Genomic DNA, 13087 nt, shown 5'->3' on the forward strand with positions numbered 1-13087 from the left:
AAAAGGTTCTATGCTCAGACATTTTTTATATAAAAAAATAAGGAGAATGTGAAATGGAAAATAGTAGAATAGAATATCAATTAGAATATGCTGTTTGGGAAATGACCCATGGTTGTAATATGAGATGTCAACATTGTGGTTCTTCATGTGCGCAACCGTATTTGGATGAAATGACGACGAAGGAATGTTTACATGTTTGTGATGAGTTGATCAATATGGGAGTAAAATTTGTTACACTTACAGGAGGAGAACCAACTACAAAAAAAGATTGGTATGCGATTGCGGAAAAATTAAGTAAAGCTGGAATTTACACAAACATAATTTCTAATGGGTGGTTTGTGGAGGATGATTTAGTAGAAAAAATAAAACAGGCTGGAATTGCAATTTGTGCAATAAGTATTGATGGTGTAAAAGAGACTCATGATAAAATAAGAAAAGAGGGATCTTTTGAAAAAGATTTATTGGCGTTAAAAAAATTAAAATATCATGGTGTACAGACAATGGTAGCCACTACTATCAACAATGAAAATATTGAAGAATTAGACGAAATGTATGATATCTTTTCGGAGATAGGGGTTGATTTCTGGCAGCTACAGATCACACTTCCAATGGGTAATTTCCTTAAACAACAAACATTATTTGTTGAACCAGGGATGATTGAACAAATAATTGATTTTGCGTATAAAAAGAAAGAAGGACAATTAGAGATACATCTGACAGATGGAATAGGCTATTACAACAAAAAACAAATTTGTATGCAACAGAATACTTGTTGGGCAGGATGTTCGGCAGGAAAAAAATCAGTTGGTATTTTACAAAATGGAGATATTGTTGGATGTACTTCTATTAGAAATGAGAAAATGATAGAGGGAAATATCAGAGATGGATCATTGCGAGATATATGGTTTTCTAAGGATTCATTTTTGTGGAATAGAAATTTTAAAAGAGATGATTTGAAAGGGCTGTGTCGTGAGTGCAAGTATGGGGATATGTGTTTGGGTGGATGCTCAAATTCGCGGTTCACATTAAATGGAACGATAGAGTCTGAGAATATTTTATGTTCATATAACTATAAGTTAGTACAAGCAAGAAAATACATTAATAAATTGGATGAGGAGCAGCTTCTTCAATTATTTACAATATTAATTGAAAAAAATGAATACCAAATAGCAAAAATGGTCTATGATAGAATAAAAAATATTAATGGAAATCAGGTTATAGAGATGTGCGAAAAATATTTGCAAGTAAATACGGACTGCAAGGAGAATAACAATGAATGAATATTTCAAAAAGCACAAAGTACACCTTATGGCGTGGGTATTTTTCGCTGTCCTAAAAACCATAGCCGCAGTTTTATTTGCACTCTATATGCAGAAAATGATCGACGCAGTGTCCGCCATGGATGCACAAAAAATGTTACATACGAGCATTGCAGGGGTGGTGATCGTTGTCTGTTATGCAGCATTCGGCTATGTCGGCTCCTATTTTGAGATGAAGTTTTCACAGAAAGTCTTAGTGGATGTGAGACAAGACATCTGTAAAAGTATTGTGAGCACGGATCTCGACAGTTACCGTCTGCACAAGAGCGCGGAGTATACATCGATCTTAAACAATGATATCGGTATGCTCGATGAAAAATATTTTCTGTGTCTGCCAAACATTGTGATCCAGATCCTCACATTTCTGATCGCGACGGTCACGTTGTACCAGATGGAACCGTGGCTGGCATTTTCGGCGATTCTGCTCTGTGCGGTGCCGTTAATCGTGCCGTTTTTGTTTGGAAAACAGATTTCAGCGCGCCAGAAATCATACATCCATGTGCTTGACTGGTACAACGGAAAACTGAAAAACATCTGGAACGGCTATGAGGTCATCAAGAGCTATCATGTGGAGCGGGAGATCCTTACCGATTATGAAAAATGTAACTGGGAAGTGGAAAGGACGCATTTTTCCGTTCGCAATACGCAGAACATGTCAAGAAGCATCTCCGGCGGGATCGGTTTCCTGATCGATGTGTGCATGATGGGAATTGCCGGGATTTTAGTTTTAAAAGGTTACGTTACGGTCGGTATCCTGATCGCAACCATACAGCTTATGAACTATATCCAGACACCGATCCAGTGGATCTCAAAACTGCTTGCAGACTATAAGACAAGCCAGCCGGTTTTAAAGCGGGTGACGGATATCTTAAACCTGCCGAAAGATGCAGACCATGGGGAAAAGTTAAAAACAGCACTGCCAATCTCAGTGGAAAATCTACGTTTTTCCTACGAGGAGGGCGAAGAGGTCTTACATAATTTAAGCGTAACTTTTGAACCTGGCAAAAAATATGCGATCGTCGGAAACAGCGGAAGTGGAAAGAGTACCTTTATGTATGTGCTGATGCATTATTATAACCATTTTGAAGGAGAGATCCGTTTTGGCAGCCAGAGCATCAGCGATATCCAGAAGAAAGAACTCTACCGCAGCATTGCACTCATTCATCAGAATGTCGTCGTGTTAGATGGCACACTGCGGGACAATGTTTCCCTTTATGAAAGCTATTCGGATGAGAACATCAAACAGGCATTAATCCGTGCCGGTATGGGAGACTACCTGAACGAAAAGGGACTTGATTTTACCATACAGGAATCCGGTTCCAATCTCTCCGGCGGAGAAAAACAGCGCATTGCCATAGCCAGGGCATTCCTCCGCAATACTCCTGTCATGATCTTAGACGAAGCGACATCCAGTCTTGACAGCCTCATGGCAGCAAAAATCGAACAGACCGTCCTGCAGTCAGACACGACCATCTTAAATATCGTACACCAGTTAAAAGCAGACAGCTTAAAACAATATGATGAAATTCTGGTATTTTCCAAAGGCGCCATCATCGAACGCGGCAATTATGATGAACTGATCCAGAAAGATGGAATCTTCCGCAGTCTGTTATCCGTAATGAGCGCTTAAGCTATACCATGGTATACAACCAGGTAATGAAAAGAAAGCACTTTCATAATACCAGGTTATAAATATTATAAAAAAGAAAAATAGAATCAGAGGTTGCAATGTTTCACAAATTACATTATTATAGACATTATACATACTGTCTGTTAGTAATGTGATAAAGTGTGGGCGCACAGCAGCCGCTGATTTTCTTTTTATTCATAATAAAGCAGGATGTTCGCAGAGTATGCATTCTATGGTGCAGAAAGGCAGGATACTTTCTGACAGGCGAAAAATCAGTTACACATATCTGACAGAGGAAAAGAAAGAGGGATCAGAGCATGGAATGTAAGATTGGCGTGATTTCCGGTGACGGAATCGGACCGGAGATCGTGGCAGAGGCAAAAAAAGTATTAGACAAGATCGGAACAAAGTATGGTCACAGTTTTCTATATGAAGCGATTTTGATGGGCGGCTGTTCGATTGATGCAACAGGCGTGCCGTTAACCGATGAGGCGATCGCAGCAGCAAAAGCGTCCGATGCAGTGCTTATGGGTTCCATCGGCGGTAATACAGCAACCTCTCCGTGGTATAAACTGGCACCGGAATTGAGACCGGAGGCAGGATTATTAAAATTAAGAAAGTCTCTGAATTTATTTGCAAATTTAAGACCGGCTTACTTATATGAAGAATTAAAAGAGGCATGTCCACTCCGCGACGACATCATCGGGGACGGATTTGATATGATGATCATGCGTGAACTGACTGGAGGATTATATTTCGGTGCACGAGGGACCGAGGAAGTTGACGGTGTGCTGACTGCAACAGATACACTGACTTACAGCGAGACAGAGATCCGCAGGATCACAAAGAGAGGATTTGACATTGCCATGAAACGCCGCAAAAAAGTGACGAGCGTGGACAAGGCAAATGTGCTGGATTCCTCAAGACTCTGGCGAAAAGTGGTCGAGGAAGTAGCAAAGGACTATCCGGAAGTCACCTATGAGCATATGTTAGTTGACAACTGTGCGATGCAGTTAGTCAAAGATCCGAAACAGTTTGATGTCATTTTAACAGAAAACATGTTCGGAGATATCTTATCCGACGAGGCGAGCATGGTGACAGGTTCCATCGGAATGTTGTCAAGCGCCAGCTTAAACGACACGAAGTTCGGACTCTATGAGCCGAGCGGCGGTTCTGCACCGGATATTGCAGGAAAAGGTATCGCAAACCCGATCGCAACAATCTTAAGTGCAGCAATGATGCTCCGCTATACCTTTGACCTTGATAAAGAGGCAGAGGCCATCGAGGCAGCCGTAAAACAGGTATTAAAAGACGGTTATCGCACGATTGATATCATGCCGCAGGAAGAAGATAAAAAGAAAAATGTCACACAGGTCGGTACCGCACAGATGGGTGATCTGATCTGCGAACGTATTTAATATAGGGAGCAAAACAAGGAGTAAAATCCTCTGCTCACCAGAGGGTTCGCATTTTGCTCCGCAAAACAAGGAGGATTACATGAAAAGCGATAATGTAAAAAAAGGGATGCAGCAGGCACCTCACAGAAGTCTTTTTAATGCATTAGGCTTCACGGAAGAAGAAATGAACAAACCGATGGTCGGTATCGTAAGCTCCTACAATGAGATTGTACCGGGCCATATGAATCTTGATAAAATCGTAAATGCAGTAAAATTAGGCGTTGCAGAAGCGGGCGGAGTACCGGTTGTATTTCCGGCGATCGCAGTCTGTGACGGAATCGCGATGGGGCATATCGGAATGAAGTATTCCCTTGTAACCAGAGATCTGATCGCGGATTCCACCGAGTGCATGGCACTTGCACATCAGTTTGATGCACTTGTCATGGTGCCAAACTGTGATAAAAACGTTCCGGGACTTCTGATGGCGGCAGCGCGTATCAATGTTCCGACCGTATTTGTATCCGGCGGACCGATGCTTGCCGGACACGTTCAGGGCAAAAAGAGAAGTTTATCTTCTATGTTCGAGGCAGTAGGCTCCTATGCAGCAGGAACCATGACGGAGGATGATGTAAGAGAATACGAAGAAAAAGTATGTCCGACCTGTGGCTCCTGCTCCGGTATGTACACAGCAAATTCCATGAACTGTCTGACAGAGGCACTCGGCATGGGACTTCGTGGAAACGGAACGATCCCGGCTGTCTACTCTGAGAGAATCAAACTTGCAAAACATGCAGGTATGGCAGTTATGGATATGTACCGCAAGAATATCCGTCCAAGGGATATCATGACAAAAGATGCCATTTTAAATGCATTGACGGTAGATATGGCATTAGGCTGTTCTACGAACAGTATGTTGCATCTTCCGGCGATCGCACATGAGATCGGATTCGATTTTGATATCGCATTTGCAAACCCGATCAGTGAAAAAACACCGAACCTCTGCCATCTTGCTCCGGCAGGTCCTACTTATATGGAAGACTTAAACGAGGCAGGCGGTGTCTATGCCGTTATGAAAGAACTTGCAGACATTGGTTTACTGAATACAGACTGCATGACTGTGACAGGAAAGACAGTGGGCGAAAATATTGCCAATGCGGTAAATAAGAATCCGGAAGTCATCAGACCAGTCGATAATCCATATAGTAAAACAGGTGGTCTTGCTGTATTAAAAGGAAATCTTGCACCGGACGGAAGCGTTGTAAAACGTTCCGCAGTCTGTGATGAGATGATGGTGCATGAGGGACCGGCGAGAGTATTTGACTGTGAGGAAGATGCGATTGCTGCGATCAAAGGCGGTAAGATCGTTGCCGGTGACGTGGTTGTGATCCGTTACGAGGGACCAAAAGGCGGACCTGGTATGCGTGAAATGTTAAATCCAACTTCAGCGATCGCAGGTATGGGACTTGGCTCATCCGTAGCATTGATCACAGACGGACGTTTTTCCGGCGCAAGCCGTGGAGCTTCCATCGGACATGTGTCACCGGAGGCAGCAGTCGGCGGACCGATCGCACTTGTGGAAGAGGGCGATATCATCCGTATCAATATTCCGGAGATGAAATTAGAGATTGCAGTTTCAGACGAAGAAATGGCAGCAAGAAAAGCAAAATGGCAGCCGAGAGAGCCAAAGGTAACGACAGGTTATCTGAAACGCTACGCATCGTTAGTAACTTCCGGCAACAGAGGTGCTATTTTAGCATTGCCGGAAGAACAGAAATAAAAAAGAAATACAAAAGTTGTCATTCGAAAAGTCATATGTTGTAAAAGAAGCATCTGATGATGTAGAAATTAAAAACAGATGAGAATGGCAGTGGAATGGAGGAATAATATGCAGTTAACAGGTGCCCAGATCGTGATCGAATGCCTGAAAGAACAGGGTGTTGATACAGTTTTTGGTTATCCGGGCGGTGCCATTTTAAATGTATATGATGAATTATATAAACATCAGGGAGAAATCCGGCATGTGCTGACATCACATGAGCAGGGAGCATCCCATGCAGCGGACGGATATGCGCGAAGTACTGGAAAAGTCGGTGTGTGCTTTGCAACGTCAGGCCCGGGTGCAACGAACCTTGTAACTGGAATCGCAACCGCTTATATGGACTCGGTTCCGGTCGTTGCAATTACCTGCAACGTTACCGTACCGCTTCTTGGAAAAGACAGTTTTCAGGAGATCGACATTGCGGGAATCACAATGCCGATTACAAAGCATAACTTTATTGTAAAGGATGTTACAAAACTTGCAGATACGATCCGGCGTGCATTTAAGATCGCACAGACAGGACGTCCGGGACCGGTTTTAGTGGATATCCCAAAAGATATCACAGCGGCAAAGACGGAATACACTTCGGTGGAGCCGAAACCGATCGCAAGGGTCACAGATACAATCTGCGAAAAAGATGTTGATACAGCGGTTTCCATGATAAAGGCGGCAAAGAAACCGTATATCTTTGTCGGCGGCGGTGCAGTGATCTCCGGTGCATCGGAAGAATTAAAAGAGTTTGCAGGGAAAGTAAATGCTCCGGTCTGTGATACATTGATGGGAAAAGGAGCATTTGACGGAACAGATGATCTTTATACCGGAATGCTCGGCATGCATGGAACAAAGACATCCAACCTTGGTGTCAGTGAGTGTGATCTTCTGATCGCAGTTGGTGTCCGTTTCTCAGACCGTGTTCTTGGAAATGCTAAGAAATTTGCATCACAGGCAAAAATTTTACAGTTTGATGTGGATGCGGCAGAAATCAATAAAAATATCCAGGTGGATGCCAGTGTGATCGGGGATTTAAAAGAGATTCTGATCCGTGTCAATGAAAAATTAGATGCACAGAGTCATCCGGAATGGATCGGAGAGATCATGGATCTGAAAGAAAAATATCCGCTCACTTATCCGAAAGAGGGACTCAGTGGTCCATATCTGATGGAGGAGATCTACCGTGCGACAAAGGGAGATGCAGTTATCGTGACAGAAGTCGGACAGCATCAGATGTGGGCAGCACAGTATTACAAATACAAAAACCCGCGTACCTTTTTATCATCCGGCGGACTCGGAACGATGGGTTATGGACTTGGAGCTGCGATCGGTGCACAGATCGGCAATCCGGATAAACAGGTGATAAACATTGCAGGTGACGGCTGTTTCAGAATGAACATGAATGAAATCGCAACCGCGGCGCGCGAAAAACTGCCGCTGATCGAAGTAATCGTCAACAATCATGTCCTTGGAATGGTACGCCAGTGGCAGGATCTGTTCTATGAAAAACGTTATTCCGCAACTGTTCTTGACGACGGTGTGGATTTTGTAAAATTAGCAGAGGCAATGGGGGCGAAAGGATATCGCGTGACCAGCCAGGAAGAGTTCAAAGAGGCTTTTAAGGAAGCACTTGAATCAGAGGTACCGGTTTTAATTGATTGTATCATCAACTGTGATGACAAGGTGTGGCCGATGGTTGCACCGGGAGAGGCAATCAGTTCTTCATTTACCGGTGAAGACTTAGCAAAAAAACAACAATCATAAATCAGAGGAGGAAGTTTAAGATGAGCAGAGTGTATAATTTTTCTGCAGGACCGGCTGTATTACCGGAGGAAGTATTAAAAGAGGCAGCAGATGAAATGTTGGATTACAAAGGAAGCGGAATGTCCGTTATGGAGATGAGCCACCGTTCCAAAGTATATGACAATATCATCAAAGAGGCAGAGCAGGATTTAAGAGACCTGATGAATATTCCGGATAATTACAAAGTCCTGTTTTTACAGGGTGGAGCATCCCAGCAGTTTGCCATGATCCCGATGAACCTGATGAAAAATAAAAAAGCAGGTTATATCGTAACAGGTCAGTGGGCAAAGAAAGCATATCAGGAAGCATCCATTTACGGTGAGGCAATCAAACTTGCATCTTCCGAGGATAAGACATTTTCTTACATACCGGACTGCTCCGATCTTGATATTCCGGATGATCTTGATTATGTATATATCTGTGAGAACAACACAATTTATGGAACCAAATACAAAAAACTCCCGAATACAAAAGGACATACATTAGTAGCGGATGTATCTTCCTGCTTCTTATCAGAGCCTGTAGATGTTACCAAATATGGTGTGATCTATGGCGGTGTTCAGAAGAATGTCGGACCTGCCGGTGTTGTTATCGTAATTATCCGTGAGGATCTGATCACAGAGGATACCTTACCGGGAACACCTACCATGTTAAAATACAAAACACATGCAGATGCAGATTCTCTTTACAATACACCGCCATGCTACGGCATTTATATCTGCGGAAAAGTATTCAAATGGTTAAAGAAGATGGGCGGACTTTCTGTCATGAAAGAGCGCAATGAAGAAAAAGCAAAGATCCTTTACGATTTCTTAGATCAGAGCAAATTATTCAAAGGAACTGTTGTACCGGAGGACCGTTCCCTGATGAACGTTCCATTCGTAACCGGAGATGCCGATCTGGATGCCAAATTCGTAAAAGAAGCAACCGAAGCCGGATTTGTAAATTTAAAAGGACATCGTACTGTTGGCGGTATGAGAGCATCTATCTACAATGCGATGCCAAAAGAGGGCGTTGAAAAATTAGTAGAGTTCATGAAGAAGTTTGAGGAGGAGAATGCATAATGTTTAAGTATAACTGCTTAAATCCGATCGCAGCAGTCGGTCTGGATCTGTTTTCGGATCAGTATGAAAAAGTAGATGAGTTAAAAGATGCACAGGCTGCTTTAGTCAGAAGTGCTGCAATGCATGATTTGGAACTGCCGGATACTTTAGAGGCAGTTGCAAGAGCAGGAGCCGGAGTTAACAATATTCCACTTGATAAATGTGCAGAAAAGGGTATCGTCGTATTCAATACACCTGGTGCAAATGCCAATGGTGTAAAAGAGCTTGTATTTGCAGGTATGCTTTACGCATCCCGTGATATCGTAGGCGGTATCGAATGGTGTTTAGAGAACCAGAACGATGAAAATATCGCAAAGACAGCTGAGAAGCAGAAAAAGAACTTTGCAGGAACCGAAATTTCCGGAAAGAAATTAGGTGTCATCGGTCTTGGTGCGATCGGTGTGTTAGTTGCCAATGCAGCAATCCATATGGGAATGGAAGTATATGGATATGATCCGTATATCTCTGTTGCAGCAGCATGGAACTTATCAAGAAGTGTTAAGCACATCAGCAACGTAGAAGATATCTACCGTGAGTGTGACTACATCACGATCCATGTGCCGCTTCTGGATTCTACGAAAAAAATGATCAGTGCAGACGCAATTGCTATGATGAAACCAACTGCGATCGTATTAAATTTTGCAAGAGATCTGCTTGTGGATGAAGAAGCAATGGTGGATGCACTTGCAGCAGGAAAAGTACACAAATATGTATCTGATTTCCCGAACACAACGACTGTTGGTGCAAAGGGCTGTATCGTAACACCTCACCTTGGAGCTTCCACAGCAGAGTCAGAAGATAACTGTGCGATTATGGCAGTGCGTGAGATCCGTGATTACTTAGAAAATGGTAATATTGTCCATTCTGTAAATTTCCCGGACTGCAGCATGGGAGCATGCACAACTGCAGGACGTATCGGAATCTTACACCGCAATGTCAAAGGTATGTTAAGTTTATATACAACGATCCTTGGTGATGCAGGAATCAATATTGACGGAATGGCAAACAAATCAAAAGGCGATTATGCATATGCACTTTTGGATTTAGACACTTCTGTTCCGGAGGATGTACTTGAAAAATTAAAGAATACAGAGGGTGTCTTAAAAGTTCGCAAGATCTGCTAGAAATCTGACGGTGATTTGTGACAATAGAGTGTTTAAGAAAGGTACATTCTATTGTTTCCTAGATCGGCATAGGAAAGAACTTTAAGGAAAATGGTAACTTAATTCAGAAGAATAAGATGAGGTGCAGCAAAAATGGCAGATATCAGACCGTTTATGAGCATCAGACCAGAAAAAGGGAAGGCAGCTAAGATCGCTGCCCTCCCTTATGATGTTTATAACAGAAAAGAAGCAACTGTGGAAGTGGAGAAAAATCCGGAATCTTTTTTAAAGATTGATCGTGCGGAGACAGGCTATCCGCTTTCTGTGGATATGTATGATGAAAAGGTGTATCAGAGAGCACATGATCTGTTGTGGGGGATGGTAGAGGATGGTTCTTTTATCCGCGATCAGAAAAAATGTTACTATATTTATGAACTTACGATGAATGGACGCACACAGACAGGGATTACGGCGTGTGCATCGATCGATGATTATTTAAATGGCGTCATCAAAAAGCATGAGAACACCAGAGCAGAAAAGGAAGCAGACCGTATTCAGCATGTGGATGCCTGTAATGCGCAGACCGGACCTATCTTTTTAGCATACCGCTCGAATCCGGTGATCAATGAGATCGTGGAGAAAGTCAAAGCAGGAGAGGCAGAGTATGACTTTACATCGGAGGATGGAATCAGACACCGTGTGTTTGTGATCAGTGACGATGATAAAATTGCAGCAATCTCACAGGCATTTGAAAACATGGCAGATATCTATATCGCAGATGGTCATCACCGTGCAGCCTCGGCTGTAAAGGTTGGTTTAAAACGAAGAGAAGAACATCCGGGTTACGATGGAACGGAAGAATTTAATTATTTCCTGTCTGTATTATTCCCGGATGACCAGCTTATGATCATGGATTATAACCGTGTAGTGAAAGATTTAAACGGATATTCTTTTCAGAGCTTTTACAAGGAAATAAAAAAACGTTTTGACGTGACAGAGATCACAGATCAGGAAGAAAAAAGACCACAGGAAAAAGGCAGCTTTACCATGTATATGGAAGGACACTGGTTCCTTTGTAAGTTCCGGGAGGACGATCTTGCCGCAGTGGCAGATGATCCGGTAAAAAGTTTGGATGTATCAATGTTACAAGACCTTCTGCTTCATCCGGTACTCGGCATCGGAGATCCGAAAACAGATGGAAGAATCGACTTTGTAGGAGGAATCCGCGGCATGGACGAACTGGTCAGACGCTGTGAGGAAGACTGTTCCGTTGCATTTGCCATGTATCCGACCTCGATCACAGAGCTCTTCTCCGTCGCAGATGCCGGAAAACTCATGCCGCCAAAATCTACCTGGTTTGAACCAAAACTCCGCAGCGGTCTGTTCATTCATTCCTTAGAATAAGGAAATTCCTTAGAGCAGGACAAAATGAGAAATGGAATTTTGAAAACTTATAAAGAACTGAGGAAGTTGTGAAACTGTGCCAGGTTCACAACATTCATAGCCTAAAGATGAGTTTTTTTTAAATTCAAATTCGAATAAAAACGAAGGGAGCCATATATGCTGGCAGAAAATGTAGAAGGAATCGCTAATGCAACCGAGACCGTCGAAATGTTAAACCAGGCGCAGGAAAACTTACAGGAGGTTGCGAAGAACCCGGGAATCGTAGGCACATGGCTGCAGGGACTGATACCGGATCTTTTGAACTTTGCGTTTCAGGTCGTAGTTGCGATTATCATTTATATTGTTGGAAGCAAGATCATTGGTCTGATCTTAAAAATGTTCCGCAAATCCATGGAACGCAGAGATGTCGATACCGGTGTCAGACAGTTTGTACTGCCATTGATCAAATACGCACTATATCTGGTACTGATCTTTATTATCATGGGACTGTTTGGAATTGCAACCACCTCGGCAGTGGCAGTGCTTGGTTCTGCTGGCGTGGCAGTCGGTCTGGCACTGCAGGGCAGCCTTTCAAATTTTGCGGGTGGTGTGCTGATCTTACTGTTAAAACCTTTCCGTGTCGGAGATTACATTATAGAACATTCCGGCGGGAAAGAGGGTACGGTAACAGAGATCTCCATTTTCTATACAAAACTGCTCACCATTGATAACAAAGTGGTCATGGTACCAAATGGTACACTCTCTAACAGCAGCATCACAAATGTTTCCACCATGGAAAAACGCCGTGTGGATCTGGTAGTAGGTATTGCATATGAAGCGGATATCAGAACTGCAAAAGAAGTGTTGTATTCTGTTGCAGAAGCGGAGGAGGCAAGACTGCCGGAAGAAGAGATTCTTGTATTTGTGGATGAACTTGGAGATTCGTCAGTAAATATGGGTGTGCGTATCTGGGTAAAAACAGAGGACTACTGGACTGCAAAGTGGCGCCTGACTGAGAATATCAAATATGCACTTGATGATCATAATATTTCCATTCCATATCCGCAGATGGATGTGCAGATAAAACAGTAACTGCAAAATGTGCATATTTCACAATAATTATAAAATAAGATTGACAAAATAAGTAATATATGCTAAATTCGACTCATGGTGTTGTTATAAATTTCATCGTTTGGACAGCACAGTACACACGGAATATTCCGATGTGGAAGAAACAAAAGTTTTGCATGTATTAGGAGGTCTTGAAAGAGTTATGCAGCAGGGAACTGTAAAGTGGTTTAATGCCAAAAAGGGTTACGGATTTATTTCGGACGAGCAGGGGAATGATGTATTCGTACATTTTTCCGCACTGAACATGGATGGATTTAAGGAGTTAAAAGACGGCGAGCGTGTAGAGTTCGAGGTTACTGAGGGAGAAAAGGGACCTCAGGCTGCCAATGTAAGCCGTATCGCATAATAGCGGATTATTCCATAAGTACCAAAAAAGGGAGTGTAAATAATACATTCCCTTTTTAAGTT

Annotated in this window: 10 protein-coding genes; all 10 read left to right on the plus strand. The window is 42.8% G+C overall.

All coding sequences use genetic code 11. The annotated features are described in order from the left end of the window. Nucleotides 1-53 precede the first annotated feature (53 nt). The 10 genes from DXA60_RS03730 to DXA60_RS03775 all read left to right on the plus strand — a co-directional run bounded on the left by DXA60_RS03730 (nucleotide 54) and on the right by DXA60_RS03775 (nucleotide 13025). The gene (locus DXA60_RS03730; RefSeq protein ID WP_117919639.1) at nucleotides 54-1280 is read left to right on the plus strand and encodes a radical SAM/SPASM domain-containing protein; all 1227 of its coding nucleotides are present in this window, start codon (nucleotides 54-56) and stop codon (nucleotides 1278-1280) included. Next, nucleotides 1273-2949 (plus strand): ABC transporter ATP-binding protein, encoded by a 1677-nt coding sequence (locus DXA60_RS03735; RefSeq protein WP_117919641.1) that lies wholly within the window; start codon nucleotides 1273-1275, stop codon nucleotides 2947-2949. Before DXA60_RS03730 ends, DXA60_RS03735 begins: the two co-directional genes overlap by 8 nt. A gap of 317 nt (nucleotides 2950-3266) precedes the next feature. Beyond that, complete coding sequence (gene leuB, locus DXA60_RS03740; protein ID WP_117919643.1) at nucleotides 3267-4367, plus strand: 3-isopropylmalate dehydrogenase; 1101 nt, start codon at nucleotides 3267-3269, stop codon at nucleotides 4365-4367. Between the two features lie 79 nt (nucleotides 4368-4446). Further along, complete coding sequence (gene ilvD, locus DXA60_RS03745) at nucleotides 4447-6123, plus strand: dihydroxy-acid dehydratase (RefSeq protein ID WP_015520186.1); 1677 nt, start codon at nucleotides 4447-4449, stop codon at nucleotides 6121-6123. 108 nt (nucleotides 6124-6231) lie between these two features. Beyond that, nucleotides 6232-7920, plus strand: coding sequence for a biosynthetic-type acetolactate synthase large subunit (ilvB, locus tag DXA60_RS03750; RefSeq protein WP_186899116.1), 1689 nt, complete (start codon nucleotides 6232-6234; stop codon nucleotides 7918-7920). Nucleotides 7921-7940: 20 nt separating this feature from the next. After that, on the plus strand, nucleotides 7941-9023 hold the full coding sequence (gene serC, locus DXA60_RS03755; RefSeq protein ID WP_015520188.1) for a 3-phosphoserine/phosphohydroxythreonine transaminase: 1083 nt from the start codon (nucleotides 7941-7943) through the stop codon (nucleotides 9021-9023). Continuing rightward, entirely contained in the window at nucleotides 9023-10186 is a 1164-nt protein-coding gene (locus DXA60_RS03760) for a phosphoglycerate dehydrogenase (RefSeq protein WP_117919647.1), read from the plus strand. Before serC ends, DXA60_RS03760 begins: the two co-directional genes overlap by 1 nt. 132 nt (nucleotides 10187-10318) lie before the next feature. After that, the gene (locus DXA60_RS03765; protein WP_117919649.1) at nucleotides 10319-11569 is read left to right on the plus strand and encodes a DUF1015 domain-containing protein; all 1251 of its coding nucleotides are present in this window, start codon (nucleotides 10319-10321) and stop codon (nucleotides 11567-11569) included. A gap of 156 nt (nucleotides 11570-11725) precedes the next feature. Continuing rightward, nucleotides 11726-12640 carry a mechanosensitive ion channel family protein gene (locus tag DXA60_RS03770; RefSeq protein ID WP_117919651.1) on the plus strand — a complete coding sequence of 305 codons (915 nt, stop codon included), beginning with the start codon at nucleotides 11726-11728 and terminating at the stop codon, nucleotides 12638-12640. 181 nt (nucleotides 12641-12821) lie between these two features. Continuing rightward, nucleotides 12822-13025, plus strand: coding sequence for a cold-shock protein (locus tag DXA60_RS03775; RefSeq protein ID WP_006856998.1), 204 nt, complete (start codon nucleotides 12822-12824; stop codon nucleotides 13023-13025). Nucleotides 13026-13087: the final 62 nt, after the last annotated feature.

Origin of the sequence: Roseburia sp. OF03-24 (assembly GCF_003463035.1) — a bacterium.
Classification (GTDB): domain Bacteria; phylum Bacillota; class Clostridia; order Lachnospirales; family Lachnospiraceae; genus Roseburia; species Roseburia rectibacter.